This window comes from Citrobacter freundii complex sp. 2025EL-00176, assembly GCF_053309355.1.
This window is the reverse complement of record NZ_JBRYHT010000009.1, coordinates 58,714-77,174: the sequence shown is the minus strand read 5'-3', so window position 1 is coordinate 77,174 and position 18,461 is coordinate 58,714. Positions and strand designations below refer to the sequence as shown.

Sequence of the window (18,461 nt, the reverse complement as noted above, 5' to 3'; positions counted from 1 at the left end):
TTGTTTATTCCTCCAGCGTCACGCGATACTGGCGAATACGCACGCCTTCATAGTTTTCCAGCGACAGGCATTCATAGTTCAGGCAACGCGTTTCCTCGTTTGTCTGTGGCGTGATACCCCACGCGGCCAGTTGCGTAAGCGCGGCTTGTTCCGCCGCCGGGAGCTGAGCGCGTGCGATGTCGGTCAAACTACCGCCATAGTCGTCCAGTTGTACCGGCTGCAGTCCCACGAGGGCGATGTGTGCGGGGAGATGGCCGCGAATATCTGCCAGAGCCAGCACCTCGGAGAAGCTGTTCTGGTGCAGACTCATTTTTTTTGCGCTGAGGTAACTGGGAACTTTATCACCGGCGTAGGTTTGCAGGGTGCCCGGCGCGAGTCCGTAGTCGATGGCGTCCAGCAGCAGCAAATGGCTGGCCTGTTCAACGTAGCCCAGCAGATTCAGCCCCTGGGTGCCGCCATCGACAATCTCTACCCATTCTGGCCAGTGATAGTGGGCGTACAGGCGCTCCGCAAGGCGAATGCCAAACCCTTCGTCTGCCCACAGCAGGTTGCCTAAGCCCATCACGATGACGTTTGGCTCACTCATGCTCCCTCCTTGTCGCGCTGACGTTTGGCAAATTTGTGGCTACGATAGCCGTTGACCATGGTTGAGATGACGGTATCGTCGGACATGATGTCCTCGCGGATAGCCATATACACATGACCCATGATGAAGGCGGCGATGAACCACATTCCTAGCCGGTGCCAGCTGTGAATATCGAGAGAGTTGCCGCCGGTCCAGTAAAAAAACTCTGTCACATAGCGGAAGGGAGTGAAGATGGCGTACTGACTATGCTCGCCGTATAAGGCAAAACCGGTCAGGATCATAAAAACAGAGAGCAGGAAATAGCCGAACATCGCTGCCTGCGCGACGGGGTTATGTCCGATATCCTCTCTCGGTTTCTTTTCCAGAAACAGATACCAGCGCACCACCGAAAACGCGCCCTGCCACCAGCTGCGACGCCAGACCGGCACGATAAACAACTCGCGTGAATAGCGGTTACCGACAAAGGCCCAGTAAATGCGCATCAGCAGTATCACCGTGAACACCATGGCGGCGGCGAAATGCGCCAGCCGGATGTCACCCATGTAGAACAGATAAGTGGCCTCGCCGCTGACCGACGGCAGCGGTCGGCCAATGAAGTATCCGGTCACCATCAAAACCAACATGCAGCCTACCGTCAGCCAGTGCCACAAGCGAACAGGCGCTTCAAACACATAGTGGCTGACGGCGGTATCACGCGCCTCCCCGACGCGTGGGGATATCTTTCCAGTCATCGTTCCTTTTCCTCAACGCTTAGCGAACCTGGACTGCGATCAGTTCGCTGCCGTCATCGCCAAGCACGTGGGTTGAACAGGCCAGGCAGGGGTCGAAACTGTGCAAGGTGCGCAGGATCTCCAGGGGTTGATCCGGTATCGCCATTTGGGTACCCATCAGCGCTGCCTCGTAAGCGCCAATTTGTCCCTTTGGATCGCGCGGGCTGGCATTCCAGGTGGTCGGCACCACGCACTGATACAGATCGATTTTCTGGTCGCGAATCGATGCCCAGTGTCCTAATGCTCCGCGCGGCGCCTCGGTAAAACCGATCCCGCGGCAGTGCTGCGGCCAGCTTGCTGGCTCCCATTTTTCGGTATTCGCCGTCGCCAGGTTGCCGTTTTTCAGATTGGTCATCAGCTTGTCGAAGAAGTATTGCAGCTTGCTCACGGCCCACTGCGCTTCGTGCGCCCGGCACAGAATACGGCCCAGCGTAGACTGCATGCCCGACAGCGGCAGTTTGAGGGCGGACATCATGCGATCCACGGATTCAATCGTGGCGGCATCCCCTTTGTGATAGGCAATCAGCGTGCGCGCCAACGGACCAACCTCCATGGCGTGCCCCCGCCAGCGTGGGGCTTTTATCCACGAGTAACGTTCCTGCTCGTTAAGCTGCTGGATATTAATATCGCTGCCTTTCACATCGCCGGGGTTATAGCAGGGTTCGGTAATGCCTTCGAACGGGTGGCGGCCCAACTGATCATCCGGGTAACGGTACCAGGCGTGATCGACAAACTCCTGAATTTGCTGCTGATCGGCGAGATCCACAGGCAATACGTTGTTAAAATCACCGTTAATCACCGCGCCGCCTGGCATCAACAGGCTTTTGTCGCTGAAGTCATTGGCGATGTCCGGGAACGCGCCGTAGCTCAAAACGCATTTATCAGAAAGCCCGGTACCAATCTGGCTCCAGGGTTTATTGAACTGGCCGATAGCCAGCGCGTCAGGCACCATGACGTTGTTAATAAAGTCAGCGGTGCGGGTGATGATCGACTGCACCAGGTTCAGGCGTTCCATATCGACCGCGCCTACTGCGCCACTCTGATCGATATTGATAGCGCACGGCATACCCCCGACAATCCAGTTAGGATGGGGGTTTTTACCGCCAAACACCGTATGGATTTTGATAATTTCGCGTTGAAAATCGAGCGCTTCCAGATAGTGGGCAAAGCCCATGAGGTTAGCCTCTGGCGATAGCTTGTACTGCGGATGGCCCCAATAACCGTTGCGGAAAATCCCCAACTGACCGCCTTCGACAAATTTCTTCAGCCGATTTTGGACGTCAAAGAAGTAGCCTGGTGAGGACATCGGCCAGGCAGAAAGGCTCTGCGCCAGTTGCGATGTGGCGCGCGGATCTGCTTTCAGGGCATTCAACACGTCAATCCAGTCCATTCCGGCTAACTGATAAAAGTGCACCAGATGGTCGTGGCACCACAGCGTGGCCAGCATAATATTGCGAATGATGTTGGCATTGTCGGGCACCTTAATGCCAATGGCATCTTCAATGGCGTAGACAGAGGCAAGGGCATGTACGCCGGTGCACACCCCGCAAATTCGTTCGACAAATGCCCATGCGTCGCGCGGGTCGCGACCCTGAAGAATGATCTCCAGTCCGCGGAACATGGTGCCGCAAGAAACCGCGTTGGTGATGATGTTTTGCTCATCAATGTTCACTTCACAACGCATATGACCTTCAATGCGCGTAATGGGATCCACAACCAGACGGCGACCGGCATTGTTTAAGGTATATCCCTGGGTTTGATACGAATGGCTCATGCCTGTTTATCCTCATTGTCTGACGACTGCTGTCTGGCGTCGGCTAATTGCTGTTTGTGGCGGTTGTGTTGGTTAACGGCGCTGGCGACGGCGTGGACGCCGACGCCGGCAGCCACGACGCCAAGCGCGGTGAGGCCCACGGTATCGGCGGTGGAATGCGTTCCCATCTGTGGAATATCAACCACGCGGCTGTAGAACGAGCCGCGATCCCAGAAGCCGTTCTCTGAACATCCCAGACAACCGTGACCGGACTGGATGGGGAAAGAAACGCCGCCATTCCAGCGGGTGGTGGAGCAGGCGTTATAGGTGGTTGGCCCTTTACAGCCCATTTTGTACAGGCAATAGCCTTTGCGGGCGGCGTCATCGTCCCAGCTTTCGACGAACTCCCCGGCGTCAAAGTGGGCGCGGCGGTAGCATTTGTCGTGAATACGCTGCCCATAGAACATTAGCGGACGCCCCAGACGGTCGAGTTCAGGCAGCCTGTCAAACGTCACCATGTAGGTGATGATGGCGCTCATGACGTCCGGAATCGGCGGGCAGCCGGGCACTTTCACGATCGGCTTATCGGTGATCACTTTATCGATCGGCGTTGCCTGGGTGGGGTTAGGCCGGGCAGCCTGCACGCAGCCCCAGGAGGCGCAGGTGCCCCAGGCGATGATCGCGCTGGCCCCGGCGGCGGCTCGTTTGAGTTTTTCCACAAAGGGTCTTCCGCCGCTAATGCAGAACATCCCTTGTTCACCCAGCGGAGGATTACCTTCGACGGCCAGAATGTAGCGGCCATGGTACTGGCGCAGAATGTCTTCAAATACCTCTTCGGCCTGCGTTCCGGCGGCGGCCATCAGCGTGTCGTCGTAATCGAGGGAAATCAGAGAGAGGATGACGTCTTTGGCGAGTGGGTGCGAGGAGCGAATAAACGATTCGGTACAGCAGGTACATTCCAGCCCGTGGATCCAGACGACCGGGATGCGGGGTTTGTTCTCCAACGCCCAGGCTATGCGGGGCGTCATTCCTGCCCCTAATCCCAGCGATGTTGCGGCGAGGCTACAATATTTAAGAAAACTGCGTCGGCTCACTCCCTTCCGGCGCATCGCCTGATAAAAGGTCTCCTCATTATTCGTATTCATAACACGCGTTTCTTCCCCCGTTGAGTTCTGGCGCACGCCGCCAGCGATATCTAAAAAAGCGTATCCGATTAGAGGAGAGAAACAATGCGAAGAGTGTGGTTATGTCCTATAGCGATATATTCGTGACTGTTATCTGTTTTTCACCGATCGGCAATAAAAAAACGCACAGGGGAGACCGCCCTGTGCGTCGGGTTTATCGCGGAAGAACTCAAACCCCAAGGCGATCGCGTAAGCTGTAATAGGCCGCCCCCATGGCGGTAAAGGGAATGCGCAGGCTGCGGCCTCCCGGGAACGGGTAGTGTGGCAGATTGGCGAATGCGTCAAAGCGCTCGGCATCCCCGCGTAACAGTTCGGAAATCAGGCGTCCAGCCAGATGGGTGCAGGTCACGCCGTGACCGCTGTAGCCCTGCATATAGTAAATATTGGTATCAAGACGGCCGAACTGCGGCATACGTGATAACGTCAACAGGAAATTACCGGTCCAGCGGTAATCAATTTTTACCCCCTGCAATTGTGGGAAGGTCTTCAGCAGATTCGGCATCACCAGGCGCTCAATATCGTTCGGATCGCGGGCGCCGTAGACTACGCCGCCGCCGTACAGCAGGCGGTTATCGCCGGTCAGACGGTAGTAATCCAGCAGGTAGTTACAATCTTCCACGCAATAGTTTTTCGGGATCAGCGAGCGCGCCATTTCAGCGGACAGCGGTTCGGTGGTTAATACCTGTGTGCCGCACGGCATGCTGCTTTTTGCCAGCGCCGGTTCCAGTTTGTCGCCGAGGTAGGCGTTGCCCGCCACGATCACAAAGCGGGCGGTAACCTGACCTTTTTCCGTGCTGACCACCGCCGGGCTGGTGTGTTGGATTCGGGTGACTGGCGATTGTTCAAAGACGCGCCCGCCGTTCAGACGAATGGCGTTCGCTTCGCCAATCGCCAGATTGAGCGGATGAATATGACCACCGCTATGGTCGAGCAGCGCGCCGACATAACGATCGCTACTGACTTCACGGCGAATTTCGCTGCTGTCTAACAGTTCAAGCTGCGTGTTGCCGTAGCGTTCCCAGTTCGACTTCTGCTCCTCCAGCGTTTCCATCTGCTTATGGTTCAGCGCCACAAACAGCCCACCGGGGCGATAGTCGCAGTCAATCTGATAACGCTTAATGCGTTCGCGAATGATATCGCCGCCTTCAAACATCATGCTGCCGAGCATTTTGGCGGCGTCCGGGCCGTAGCTGCGTTCGATAACATCAATATCGCGACTGTAAGAGTTAACCAACTGGCCGCCGTTGCGTCCGCTGGCGCCAAAACCAATACGCGCGGACTCCAGTAGCACCACGTCATAACCCATTTCCGCTAAATGCAGGGCGGAGGAGAGTCCGGTATAGCCACCGCCCACGACACAGACATCACAGCTAACCGATTCGCTAAGGGTGGGAAACGGTTCGTACTGATTGGCGCTAGCGGCGTAATAACTGCTGGTATGTTCAGTCATGATTAAGGCTCCAGGGAGATCCAAATGGTTTTCAGTTCGCTAAATTTTTCCAGGGCATGCAGGGACTTATCGCGCCCGTTGCCGCTTTGCTTATAACCGCCGAACGGCACGGTCATATCACCGTCGTTGTAGTTATTCACGAAGACCGACCCGGCCTTCAGGCGACGACTCATGCGATGGGCGCGCGACAAATTGCGGGTCCAGACCGCGGCGCCCAGGCCGTAGTCGCTGTCGTTGGCCAGCGCCAGGGCTTCGGCTTCGCTGCTAAAACGGGTGATGACCAGCACCGGGCCGAAGATCTCATCGCGGCTGACGTGGGCTTGCGGCGCGGTATCGACAAAAATTGTCGGGCCGATAGCCGCCGGATGGATATGGCTGCGGCCATCCAGCGCCAGCGTGCCTTGCGTTTCGCCGTCGCGAATAAACGTGTCCACGGTGTCGGCATGCGCATTGTCGATAAGCGTGCCCATCGTGGTTTCAGGATCCAGCGGGTTGCCTGGCTGCCAGTTTTTCGCCTGCTCTTTCAGCAGTGCGATAAATTCGTCGGCAATACTCTCTTCCAGCAGCAGACGCGTACCAGCGATACAGACCTGGCCCTGGTTGTAGAAAATGCCTGCTGCGGCATTGGCGGCGGCTTTCGGTAGATCCGGGCAGTCGGCAAACACGATGTTGGCGCTTTTACCGCCAGCTTCCAGCCACACGCGTTTCATGTTGCTGTCGCCAGCATCTTTAAGCAGTTGCTTGCCGGTGCGGGTTGAGCCAGTAAAAGTAATCACATCGACATCCGGATGCTGCGACAACGCCTGGCCCGCTTCTTGGCCATACCCGCTAACAACGTTGAGAACGCCATCGGGCAAACCCGCTTTTTTAGCCAGCGCCGCAAGGCGTATGGCGGTCAGCGGTGATTTTTCGGAAGGCTTGAGGATTACGCTGTTGCCCGCCGCCAGTGCCGGGCCGAGTTTCCAGCAGGCCAGCAGCAGGGGAAAGTTCCACGGAACGATAGCCGCGACCACGCCGACCGGCTCGCGCACTATCAGCGCCAGATCGTTTACCGAAGTGGTGGCAACTTCGCCATAGACTTTATCAATAGCTTCGGCGTACCACCGGATGGCGCGCGCCGCGCCTGGAATATCATCACGCAGGCTATGGCGAATCGGTTTACCGGTGTCGAGCGTTTCCAGTAGCGCCAGCTCCTCGTGATGCTGCTCCATTAAATCTGCAAGCTTGTGGAGAACCGCTTTGCGTTCTGCGGGTGACGCTTGCGACCAGTCACCGCGTTCAAAGACGGCGCGAGCCGCGGAGACCGCACGATCCACATCCGCTTTTTTGCCGCGGGCGACTTTGGCGAGTGGGCGCTGTCCGGCCGGATCCTGGGTAATAAAGGTTTCGTTATCGGCGGCGGCGCAATATTCGCCGTTAATAAATAAACGGGTTTCCGGCGAATAATGACTGGCTTTCTCACGCCAATATTTAAGGTTCTGAAAGTTCATAGCTACTCCTTTTATATCAATAAGATAAAGTTCGTTGCTGATCTTTTTCAGGCAAAATCAGGCTGCACGATGCCCCAGGGATTTACCCTGTTAATGCGCGTTATTTAAGAAGGCCTGAGAAACTCAGGCCGCTACTTATTAGAATGTGGTGGGAGTGTGGGCACTGATGATGCGACAGATCCCTGCCGAGGTGTTGCTGAAGCTGTGTGGAATGCCGGTGTTAATGGCATAACTTTGCCCTGCAACAAGATGATACGTTTGACCGTTGATGGTTAAAACGACTTCACCTTCCAGTATTGTCCCAATCTCTTCACCCTGGTGTTTAATTCTCTCCCCGGTTGTCGTGCCTGGCTGATAGGTTTCAAACATCATTGCCAGCGTACGATTCGGATTTCCGTTGTGAACTAACTTCATGGATACTCCCTGACTCCCGATCTCAATCAAATCATCCTGATTGATAACCACCTGCGGTTCGTCAGGCTTTTCCGGTTCCGCGAAGAACTCGGAGAGCGACAGCCCATATACTTTCAATAGCTTTTGCAGCGTACTGATGGCAGGACTGACTTTATCCTGCTCTATGGTGCTGATGGCGCTATGCGTTAACCCAGACAGTTCGGCGGCACGACGCTGCGAAAGACCCAATTGCTGGCGGATCTCTGACAAACGTTTACCCGGCGCCAGGCCGTCATCGCTCATAATTGCATTTCCTTAACAGTAGTGGTCAGAGTCGCTGTTTTTCAGCGAGGTGGTTCTGACAAGCGGTGATAAAACCTTCAAGTAACAAACGCGACAGGGCGTATTCGCTACTGTTCCATTCCGGGTGCCACTGCACGCCGAGCGCGAAAGGATGGTCGTGAACGCTGGCCGCTTCCACTAATCCATCCTGCGATCGTGCTTCCACACGCAGCTGCGGGCCAAGCGTTTTTGCGCCCTGACCATGTAAGGAGTTAACCCAAAACGTGCTGCAACCTGGTATTAATTGCGACAGCAATCCTCCCTGTTGAACCTGGACTTCATGAGATGGGGCGTATTGCTGCTCCACCGGGAGTTCCGCATCTTCACGATGTTCCAGGAACTGTGAGTGATCGCACAGGCGACGATACAGAGTCCCGCCAGTGGCGACAACTAATTCCTGTAAGCCCCGGCAGATGGCGAAAATGGGAATGCGCCTTTCGAGCCCGGCGTTAATTAGCGCCATGCTCAGAAGATCACGCCCCGGATCGGCGTCAGACTCATCGCCATTTTCACCATAGAGGTGCGGCTGCACATTGCTTGGGCTTCCAGGCAGGAAGATACCATCCAGTTTTGGTAACAGCGCGTTCAGTAATTCTGGCTCTGCGAGCGCATGAGGTAACGCTATCGGTAATCCACCGGCATTCAAAACCGCATTCAGGTACTTTTCTTGCAGAGTCTGGGTCTCGTGACCCTTAAGCCTGTTCCTACACATCACTACACCAATAACTGGCTTGTCAAATATATTGCCCATGATCGACCTCACGTTTTGGAATAAATTATTGCCAAACGGTTCCTTGTTGTGCCATTCCGTTCATTATTTTCTCAATCTAGCAGCGTAATAACCTTCTAGCAAACTTAATTTAACATTTGACAAACAAATTGTTTGCATCCAGAGTCGAAGAGTGGACATTATATTTAACAGTCAAATCACAGAAAGCTTACCAGGCCAACGGCGGTGAATCATGGATACCAATATCGTAGAAGTTGAGAATTTTGTGCAGCATTCTGAAGAGAGGCGAAGTAGCGCGTTTGCGCGCGAAGTGAAGCAATATCTGGAACGTTATCCCAACACGCAGTTTGTGGATGTGCTGTTAACCGACCTTAACGGCTGTTTTCGCGGTAAACGCATCCCCGTGTCGGGATTGTCTAAGTTAGAGAAGGGCTGTTATTTTCCGGCATCGGTGTTCGCGATGGACATTCTGGGCAATGTGGTGGAAGAGGCGGGGTTAGGACAAGAACTTGGCGAGCCGGACAGGACCTGTGTGCCAGTGCTCGGAACGTTAACCCCTTCGGCCGCCGATCCGGAATTTATTGGGCAGATGATGCTGACAATGCTGGATGAAGATGGCGCTCCCTTTGACGTTGAGCCGCGGAACGTTCTCAACCGACTCTGGCAGAAACTTCGCCAGCGCGGTTTGTTCCCCGTCGTAGCGGTAGAGCTGGAGTTCTATTTACTCGATCGCAAGCGCGATCCCGAAGGTTATCTGCAGCCGCCGTGCGCGCCGGGAACGGACGATCGTAATACCCAAAGTCAGGTTTACTCCGTTGATAACCTGAACCACTTTGCTGATGTGCTGAACGATATCGACGAACTGGCTCGTCTGCAGTTGATCCCGGCCGACGGTGCGGTGGCCGAAGCATCGCCTGGTCAGTTTGAAATCAATCTCATCCATACCGATAACGTACTCGACGCCTGTGACGATGCGCTGGCGCTGAAGCGCCTGGTGCGGCTAGTGGCGGAGAAACATAAGATGCACGCCACGTTTATGGCTAAGCCTTATGAGGAGCATGCCGGTAGCGGGATGCATATCCACATCAGCATTATGAATAACAAAGGCGAGAACGTGCTGGCCGATGCGAATGGCGATGATTCCACGTTGCTTAAGCGGGCGCTTGCCGGGATGATCGATCTGATGCCCGCGTCGATGGCGCTGCTGGCACCAAATGTGAACTCTTATCGTCGCTTCCAGCCGGGGATGTACGTCCCTACCCAGGCATCCTGGGGGCATAACAACCGTACAGTGGCGCTGCGCATTCCCTGCGGCGATCGTGATAACCATCGGGTTGAATATCGTGTGGCGGGGGCTGATGCCAACCCTTATCTGGTGATGTCGACCATTCTGGCCGGGATCCTCCATGGTCTGGATAACGAGCTGCCGTTACAGGAAGAGGTGGAAGGCAACGGTCTGGAGCAGGAAGGTTTGCCGTTCCCGATCCGTCAGAGCGATGCGCTGTGGGAGTTTATGCAAAACGACAGTCTGCGTGAATTATTGGGTGAGCGTTTTAGCCACGTGTATCACGCCTGTAAAAACGATGAATTGATCCAGTTTGAACGTCTTATTACCGACACTGAAATTGAGTGGATGTTGAAAAACGCCTGACCGTCGTACAGGTCATTTAAAAAGAAGTCGCATCATGCGGGCTGAGCGGAGCCAGCCCGTAAAAATTGCAGGAATACCTGCCATTTCCCGGATGTCGCGTAATGGAGCGCGGGCGACAACGGGTCTTCAGATAACCGACAGAGTTTGTGACGAGGAAATGTGATGATGCCAGTGTTTAAAAACCAGCCCCGCGTGAGCATCCATGGCTCCCGCAGTAAGTACGGACCACAACTGTGCCGTACGACAGTGACCCCTTACTTTTGGAGATCCACCCCGACACGACTCAGGTTTGCGCTACCGACGTTTCGAACGCAGACCTGGACTCGATGCGGGGAGGATCGCTATGTCGACTAATTCTCCTGTGGATGTTGCAGCCCAGCCGGGCAAAACACAGTTGCGAAAATCCCTGAAGCTGTGGCAGGTGGTGGTGATGGGGTTGGCCTATCTCACGCCGATGACGGTGTTTGACACCTTTGGGATTGTTTCGGGCATCAGCAATGGCCATGTTCCGGCCTCCTATCTGCTGGCCCTGGCGGGCGTGCTGTTCACCGCCATCAGTTACGGTAAGCTGGTACGCCAGTTTCCGCAGGCCGGTTCGGCCTACACCTACGCGCAAAAAGCCATCAATCCGCACGTGGGGTTTATGGTTGGCTGGTCGTCGCTGCTTGACTACCTTTTCCTGCCGATGATTAACGTCCTGCTGGCGAAAATTTACCTCTCCGCGCTGTTCCCGGAGGTTGCTCCATGGATTTGGGTAGTGATGTTCGTGGTGATCCTCACCGCGGCTAATTTGAAAAGCGTTAATCTGGTGGCGAACTTCAATGCGCTGTTTGTACTGGTGCAGGTGGCGATAATCGCCGTGTTTATCTTCCTCGTGGTACAAGGACTGCATAAAGGCGAGGGGGTCGGCACCGTCTGGTCGCTGCAACCATTTATTAGCCAGAATGCGCATTTGATCCCGATTATCACCGGGGCGACTATTGTCTGCTTCTCGTTCCTCGGCTTTGATGCGGTGACGACGCTCTCTGAAGAAACGCCGGACGCGGCGCGTACGATCCCGAAAGCTATTTTCCTCACCGCCCTGTACGGTGGGTTGATCTTCATTGCCGCGTCGTTCTTTATGCAGCTGTTTTTCCCGGATATTAGCCGCTTTAAAGACCCGGATGCAGCGCTGCCGGAGATTGCGCTGTATGTCGGCGGCAAACTGTTCCAGTCTATTTTCCTGTGTACGACCTTTGTGAATACGCTGGCGTCAGGCCTGGCGTCGCATGCCAGTGTATCCCGTTTGTTGTACGTGATGGGCCGCGATAACGTCTTCCCGGAGAAGTACTTCGGTTATGTCCATCCGAAATGGCGCACCCCTGCGCTAAACGTCATTATGGTCGGCATTGTGGCGCTGTCAGCCCTATTTTTTGACCTGGTAACCGCCACGGCGTTGATTAACTTTGGCGCGCTGGTGGCCTTTACGTTCGTCAATTTGTCGGTGTTTAACCACTTCTGGCGTCGTGAAGGGCGTAAACACACCTGGCAGGAGAAATTGCACTATCTGGTATTGCCAATGGTCGGTGCCGCCACGGTTGCTGTACTGTGGGTCAACCTGGAGGTGACTTCGCTGACGCTGGGACTGGTATGGGCCGGGGTAGGGCTGGTATATCTCGCTTACCTGACCGGACGTTTTCGTAAGCCGCCGCCGCAGTTTGACGCGGCGAAAACTGAGCGCGCTTGGGAGTAATGGAAGCGGAATCGACAATAGCTTTCAGCTGAATTGGGCTAAAAATAAAATACGGTATGCCGCGGCAGACTGCGGCGGCATACCTGCTTTAATTGATGTACTGCTTGTATTAGGCAATAAAAAAACCGGCACGGGAGCCGGTAAGTGAATCAATGTTGTAAGATAATTATTATTATAATAATTGAATTACAATTGAGCTAACTCTATAGGAACGGGTTTCCCTATATGGTATCCCTGTAACCAACCAATACCCATCGTGATTAGCATCTTTTCAATTTCCTCATTTTCAACAAACTCAGCGACGACTTCCATTTTTTTCAGTTTCGCAACTTCGCAGAACGATCTGACCGCGCATCGACTAAACTCATCGGTCAGTATATTACGGATGAATGAGCCATCAATCTTCAGAATGTCAGCGTCTAACGTTCGTAATCGAGAATAACTGGATGCTCCGGTTCCAAAATCATCAATAGCAATTTTTGAACCGGCTTTACGTAATGCTCTCAGAACATCAGTGACATTGGCGTTATCAATGATATCTGACTCAATGACTTCAAAAATGATACGTTCCGGTGCGATGGCGTATTTTCTAAACAATGTGAAAACATTATCAAGAAAATCAATTTTATTAAGCGAATCTGGGGTCAGGTTAATAGAAAAATGGCTGTTGGGTTCAGATTTCTGCCGTGACTGTATAAAACGAAATGTCTGTTCAATCACAGTGATATCCAACGCAGGGAGTAGTCCAGCCTCGCGTGCAACCGGTAGGATGGTATCTGGGAAGATTAACTTACCATCAACCATTTTTATCCGAATAAGTATCTCGTGATAACGTGTCAGTCCAGTGGTTGAAACGATCGGTTGAACAACCAACATTGTTGATACGATGGGTTGAGCCATCAGTTCAAACGACTGTCTGTCGATCGCTTTTTGCAACATATGACGAATCACAGCCTGACTGACAATTCTATCCCCCGGCATGTGTGGGCTAAGTAACAACGGTTGTCCCTGCATCAACGAGATGTAACTTTGGGTATTAAGCTGCTTAATTGCGAGTGATAAATTTTTAATTAGATTTTTCTCGGTGGTATACGCCATACCGCAAGATAGTCCTAATTGGTAGTCTTTCCAGATAAAACGGAAAGAGTTTAGCTTTTTATACAGTTCAGTAATATCAGGTATAGCATTAAGGCGAAGAATTATCCCGTGGCCTGGTGCATAATAGATGTTACCGGCCCCGTTTATTAATTTACGCACATAGGTGCTTAACCCTTTTACAAACTCAAAACGGAACTCGATTCCATGAGTTTGCTCTAGCGTGTTTAGTTCAGTACAACGGATGTAACACAGGCACTCAGTTGAGTATTTACGGATATCCATTTGCAGGGCCTGAAAGTTAGGCAGGCCAGTATTAGGCTCTGATCTAAAAAGTTGTTTGAGGCGTCGGAGGTATTTTCGGTTACGGACGGCAAGTACACCAGCAACGACAATCGTCAGAGAAAAGACAAACACTATCGTGGAAGAAATCACCAGACTATGTAAATAGTTATTATAGTCAACGGGTGGTATATAACTATTTATGTAATATCCTAGCAAGATGAGCATAGCCACCCAAACAGGGGATATAAAAGCATGACCAATACAGATCACTCCCCATAGCATGAGCGGAAGAAGCCACAGTAATGAGTAGTCAGTAAATATGAGTATATCCTGTCTGCTGACAATCAAAGCGGACATCATGCAGACTAACAGAACCAGCCATAATACTTGACATAAAATAGGTGGGCCGGATTTTATCAATGTCTTCACATGCCTAATGTGTAAAACACACCACACTGGGTTTTGAACGCTTCTGAGCAACAAGTAACAGAAAGGGATCCCTGTCAGGCAAGAGTTCATCAACCACTGCAAGTTAATTAATGTTTGCAGTGTAAAAAGATGAGTAATTGGTTCAGAAATAACTCGCGACTGGAACCAGTGCTCAATCGAGATAAAGAGTAAGGAATTGCAGCACACCAGCCAAACAATACGTAGGGTTGTAAGCTGGCTACGGCCAAAGCTTACGGCACCTCGTTTGCCTGTCGAGAACAAATAGAATGTCTGGCTAATGAGAGCGGCCAGTAGCTGAGCCGATAACGTTAGCAGCGAATCTAATGAGTAAGAGTAGAGCGCATACAAGAAAAAGGCACCTAAAATGGGGAATGCCTTTTTCCTGTATAAAACCAGTAATGCGGAAATGAGAGGTAAAGTGAGATCGTAAAAATGCAGTGTTACACCCGCAATATCTTCCTGCTTACTGAGATGACCTGCGACAAACTGTAAAGCAAAAAATGCGATGCCTACGCAAAAATAGTCTCTAAATGCATTAACGAAATTTATGTTTGCCGTTTTTTTTAACGATATTATCATGCGCAATTCTCAGTGAGTTATCACCGCTCTCAATTTAATCCATCTATTTAAAACCGGTTATACCGGGTGCTGAAAATGTGTATTTTTGGATGTTTTTGCTAATTGAAAACTATTTAAATAGATGTTATGTAAATGTTTAAGCATAATCCTTGATAATTTTCTGGTGTATCACAACGCAAGAGAGAAGAATTTTTCTGACTGCGCTGGTAATAAAAATGCCGTCATTAGCATTTATTTCGTACAGAATATACGATCGATAAAAACGATCAATATAAATGTTTTGATAGATTTAAACGATAGGTTTGGCAGATCGTAAACACGATGAAAGATCGATGAAAGCTATTGAAATGTTATTATTTGATGTTGTTTATTTCGTTGTTGTTAATTTTGTTGCTTTGTTTTTTAAATTAATCTGTGGTTATACCTTTCTAAGGAAATCACTTTTTCTGTCGCCAGGAAAGCGAGTCTCCCCGCTCTCCTGCAAAACATGCCATTGCGAATGATTAACAGGGTTGCTGCTGCGTCGCGCAGTGAATTCCACCGCCGCCAGCCGCAATGCCATCAATATTCAGTTGAATAATCTCACGCTCGGCAAACTGCTCCTGCAAAATAGCATGGGTATTGTGGTCGGTACGCTTATCGCCAAATTGTGGTGCAATCACGGCGTCATTACAGAGATAAAAGTTGATATAGCCTGCGGCGAAATCATCACTCGCATATGTCTGACGGATGGTGGTCGGCCCTTCAAGCGTCACCACCTCCAGGCGTCGACCTTTGGCATCCGTGGCGGCACGTAATATTTCCAGATGTCGTCGGGTGACAGCATAGTCAAAGGAGGATGGATCCGGCTCAAGACCCGCCACCACCGTACCCGGATGCGTGAATCGGGCATAAAAATCTGTATGACCATCGGTAATATCTTTACCAGTGATACCCGGCAGCCAGATGATTTTTTCCAACCCTAACAGTCGCTTAAGTTCAGTTTCGCACTCGGCTTTACTGACGTCTGGATTACGATTGGGATTAAGCACACAGCTCTCGGTAATAATCGCCGTGCCTTCGCCATCCACCTCAATACCACCACCTTCCAGAGTCAGCGCCGAGCGGATATATTCGGCTTGAGCGTAGCTGGCGACAAATTCAGCCACCTCGGCATCACGTTCGTGCTCTTGCTTATTGCCCCAGCCGTTGAAATTAAACCCAACGCCGCCGAGCCCGCCGCCGGCGCTTGTTACAAATACCGGCCCGGTATCGCGGATCCACAGATCGTCGATCGGGTGAACCAACAGGTTGACCGACGGCCCGCACAGGCGCGCGGCGAGTTCGCTGTCCTCCTCACGTACCAGCATATGCACCGGTTCAAATGCCGCGATGGTTTTGGCGACCAATGCCAGATTTTCCTGGACCACCGGCAGCAGATGAGGCTCCCAGATTTCCGCACTGGCACCAAACGCCATCCATGTGGCCGCATGCGGCGCACCTTCATCCGGCATTTGCCATCTGCGGTTTTCTGTTGCGCGGACAAATTGACTAAAGCTGATGCCAGCCATACCGGCAAGTAGCATACCTGCTGATGTCACCAGTCCTTGCCTGACGAATGAACGTCTTGTCATCATGGGAATAACCTTTGCGTATTTTCACCTGACTGCAGGTGAATAAAATAATAATAGATAATAACCAGTGTGTGCATAATCTTATTTATTAAATAATAAATAAGGTGTTTTCCGGTAAAGTGCAGGCGGAATATAGCACAGTATATATTCGTTGCAATTGCTTTATTTTATATAATGGATGGTTCTGGCTGTTATTAAAATTTCTCAACTATATATATTTATAAATAATTTATATTTATTAACCCTGTTTTACCATGCAGGTTTGCGCTAAGGTCGTCATCTGGCGGACTTGCCGTAGATTGTGATCTGACCGAATGTTCTGGCGTATTTATCAATGTCACCTATCGCGTGGACTATAGTAAAGATGGCCGCTATTTCTCATCATTAATAACCGTGCGTGGGGGATGTGAATGAAGAAGATACTGATGTTGGTTGGCGATTATGTCGAAGACTATGAAACGATGGTTCCTTTTCAGGCGTTGCAAATGCTGGGGCATCGTGTTGATGCAGTCTGTCCGGATAAGAGCCAGGGTGACTACGTTCAAACCGCGATTCACGATTTTGATGGGGCGCAAACCTATAGCGAAAAACCGGGACACCGTTTTACGTTGAATGCGAATTTTGCCGAAGCGCGGGCCGTCGATTACGACGCGTTGGTGATCCCCGGCGGGCGTGCTCCGGAATATCTCCGGCTGAACCCGGATGTCATTCAGCTGGTGCAGGATTTCAACTCAGCGGATAAACCTATCGCCGCCGTCTGTCATGGTCCTCAATTATTGGCGGCTGCAGGGATATTAGAAAACCGCACCTGTAGCGCCTATCCGGCCTGTGCCCCTGAAGTGCGTTTGAGCGGCGGACATTATGCAGATATCGGTATTGATCAAGCCCATGTCGACGGTAATCTGGTGACTGCACCTGCCTGGCCCGCACATCCGCAGTGGCTGGCTAAATTTGTTGAAGTATTAATGCAGTCAGCGGCAAAGTGATGAGAAAGTCGGTATAACCTCCCGGCTATACCGACCACACAGCTTACCTCTTCATGAGTGCGAACACGCCCCAACCGATGTATTCTCGGGTGAAGGTGACGTGGCGTCCCGGTGAACTTCTCAGTTGCTCCCTGACTTCCGTTGCAAACTCATCGTCCTGATTTGCTTCCAGCCAGCGGCGCATCGTCAACCATTTTGCCGCCTCGTACCTGTCCCAACCTTCCTGGTCAGCCAGAACCATTTCAACCACGTCATAGCCGAGTGGGTCAAAAGAAGAAATGAGTTCCGCCAGGGAAAGAAAATCGGCGACAGCGGTCGCGCCGCAGGACTGCGCGATTTCCTCCGTTGCGGGCATCTGGCGCCAGTACGGTTCACCGATGAGTATGATTCCGCCAGGCTTAAGACTCTGCTCCAGTTGTCTGACCGTTCCGGTGACGCCGCCTGCGATCCAGGTTGCGCCAACGCAGGCGGCAATATCGCATTTTTCTTCAGCGATATAGCCCGTTGCATCGGCGTGGACAAAACTCACCTGCTGACTGACGCCCAGTTCCGCTGCGCGCTGCGTTGCTTGTTCGCTAAACAGCTGGCTCATATCGATACCGACGCCGAAAATGCCATGATCGCGCGCCCAGGTACACAACATCTCGCCCGAGCCGCTACCGAGATCCAGAATGCGGGTTCCCGGCTCCATGCGCAGTACCTGGCCTAACGTGGCGTATTTCTGCGCGGTGAACGGGTTATGGATGCGATGAGTGCTTTCGCTGATAGTAAAAATTTTTGGGATATCCATCTCTCTCTCCTTAGCGATTATCCAGTTGGGCGCGAACGTTGTTCAGCCCGGTGGTATTGATGCGATAGGGCTGACCATTGACGGACTTGATCAGCTTTTTGGTTCTAAGTTTTTTGAACACGTCGAGGGTGCAGTCGCAGAGCAGCAGTCCTTCGCGGCTGTAGCATTCGACGGAGGTGACGCGGCCTGAGGCGTCGCGGACGTGCTGAATCCGGCCACCTTTGGCGAGAACGTGTAAGGTACGTTGTTCCTGACGGGATAAATTCATACTGGAAAACCTGTTTAATCATCATGTGCAAAACGTGCAAACACACAGCGGTGTCCGCATTCCATTTCGGCGCATTGATAACCAGTCCGGCCTGAAAAGGTCGGTAAGCTGATTATCAGATGATTACATTCTCCAGCATCGAAGCCTCGGGTTGAGTTGAAAGGTATTTACCGGGCGAATCATACCAGCCAAAATCTCAGGAGAAAAATCCTGATACATAAAATGTGATCTGTAGCGAGTTATGCCGTTTAGTTACTTTATTAACTTCAAATTTTCGTTATGTGAGGGATTTATTAAAGCATTAAATTAATTTG

15 protein-coding genes are annotated in these 18,461 nt (G+C 52.0%); 3 read left to right on the top strand and 12 right to left on the bottom strand.

Annotation, left to right across the window (positions count from 1 at the left end; all coding sequences use genetic code 11):
• Positions 1-4: 4 nt before the first annotated feature.
• The 8 genes from hyaD to puuD form a co-directional block, all read right to left on the bottom strand.
• A complete protein-coding gene (hyaD, locus tag ACVXHP_RS17060; RefSeq protein WP_447571871.1) occupies positions 5-586 on the bottom strand; it encodes a hydrogenase 1 maturation protease in 582 nt (193 codons plus the stop codon).
• Positions 583-1,317, bottom strand: a complete 735-nt coding sequence (gene hyaC / locus ACVXHP_RS17055) for a Ni/Fe-hydrogenase b-type cytochrome subunit (RefSeq protein ID WP_447571870.1) — start codon at positions 1,315-1,317, stop codon at positions 583-585. Before hyaC ends, hyaD begins: the two co-directional genes overlap by 4 nt.
• A 19-nt stretch (positions 1,318-1,336) precedes the next feature.
• The gene (hyaB, locus tag ACVXHP_RS17050) at positions 1,337-3,130 is read right to left on the bottom strand and encodes a Ni/Fe-hydrogenase large subunit (protein WP_447571869.1); all 1,794 of its coding nucleotides are present in this window, start codon (positions 3,128-3,130) and stop codon (positions 1,337-1,339) included.
• On the bottom strand, positions 3,127-4,254 hold the full coding sequence (hyaA, locus tag ACVXHP_RS17045) for a hydrogenase 1 small subunit (RefSeq protein WP_079225335.1): 1,128 nt from the start codon (positions 4,252-4,254) through the stop codon (positions 3,127-3,129). The genes hyaB and hyaA overlap by 4 nt, the downstream gene beginning before the upstream one ends.
• 208 nt (positions 4,255-4,462) lie before the next feature.
• Complete coding sequence (locus ACVXHP_RS17040) at positions 4,463-5,743, bottom strand: NAD(P)/FAD-dependent oxidoreductase (RefSeq protein WP_137371407.1); 1,281 nt, start codon at positions 5,741-5,743, stop codon at positions 4,463-4,465.
• 2 nt (positions 5,744-5,745) lie between these two features.
• A complete protein-coding gene (gene puuC / locus ACVXHP_RS17035; protein ID WP_447571868.1) occupies positions 5,746-7,233 on the bottom strand; it encodes an aldehyde dehydrogenase PuuC in 1,488 nt (495 codons plus the stop codon).
• Between the two features lie 138 nt (positions 7,234-7,371).
• Entirely contained in the window at positions 7,372-7,929 is a 558-nt protein-coding gene (gene puuR, locus ACVXHP_RS17030; RefSeq protein WP_038637926.1) for an HTH-type transcriptional regulator PuuR, read from the bottom strand.
• 25 nt (positions 7,930-7,954) lie between these two features.
• Positions 7,955-8,719, bottom strand: a complete 765-nt coding sequence (puuD, locus tag ACVXHP_RS17025) for a gamma-glutamyl-gamma-aminobutyrate hydrolase (RefSeq protein WP_316128425.1) — start codon at positions 8,717-8,719, stop codon at positions 7,955-7,957.
• Between the two features lie 211 nt (positions 8,720-8,930).
• Between puuD and ACVXHP_RS17020 the strand changes: the two genes are divergently transcribed.
• Complete coding sequence (locus ACVXHP_RS17020; RefSeq protein WP_447571867.1) at positions 8,931-10,349, top strand: glutamine synthetase family protein; 1,419 nt, start codon at positions 8,931-8,933, stop codon at positions 10,347-10,349.
• A 343-nt stretch (positions 10,350-10,692) separates the two neighbouring features.
• Positions 10,693-12,081 (top strand): APC family permease, encoded by a 1,389-nt coding sequence (locus ACVXHP_RS17015; RefSeq protein ID WP_304696736.1) that lies wholly within the window; start codon positions 10,693-10,695, stop codon positions 12,079-12,081.
• Between the two features lie 186 nt (positions 12,082-12,267).
• Here the strand turns inward: ACVXHP_RS17015 and ACVXHP_RS17010 are convergent, their stop codons facing one another.
• Together ACVXHP_RS17010 and ACVXHP_RS17005 are read right to left on the bottom strand one after the other, a co-directional pair.
• The gene (locus ACVXHP_RS17010; RefSeq protein ID WP_447571866.1) at positions 12,268-14,490 is read right to left on the bottom strand and encodes an EAL domain-containing protein; all 2,223 of its coding nucleotides are present in this window, start codon (positions 14,488-14,490) and stop codon (positions 12,268-12,270) included.
• Between the two features lie 503 nt (positions 14,491-14,993).
• Positions 14,994-16,106: an agmatine deiminase family protein gene (locus ACVXHP_RS17005; protein WP_447571865.1), complete on the bottom strand. Its 1,113-nt coding sequence runs from the start codon at positions 16,104-16,106 to the stop codon at positions 14,994-14,996.
• 407 nt (positions 16,107-16,513) lie between these two features.
• Between ACVXHP_RS17005 and ACVXHP_RS17000 the strand changes: the two genes are divergently transcribed.
• The gene (locus ACVXHP_RS17000; protein ID WP_200007893.1) at positions 16,514-17,089 is read left to right on the top strand and encodes a DJ-1/PfpI family protein; all 576 of its coding nucleotides are present in this window, start codon (positions 16,514-16,516) and stop codon (positions 17,087-17,089) included.
• Between the two features lie 43 nt (positions 17,090-17,132).
• Here ACVXHP_RS17000 and ACVXHP_RS16995 read toward each other — a convergent pair whose 3' ends face one another.
• Both ACVXHP_RS16995 and ACVXHP_RS16990 read right to left on the bottom strand, forming a co-directional pair.
• A complete protein-coding gene (locus ACVXHP_RS16995) occupies positions 17,133-17,879 on the bottom strand; it encodes an SAM-dependent methyltransferase (RefSeq protein WP_447571864.1) in 747 nt (248 codons plus the stop codon).
• Positions 17,880-17,889: 10 nt separating this feature from the next.
• Entirely contained in the window at positions 17,890-18,147 is a 258-nt protein-coding gene (locus ACVXHP_RS16990) for a YjhX family toxin (protein WP_200007889.1), read from the bottom strand.
• Between the last annotated feature and the right edge of the window lie 314 nt (positions 18,148-18,461).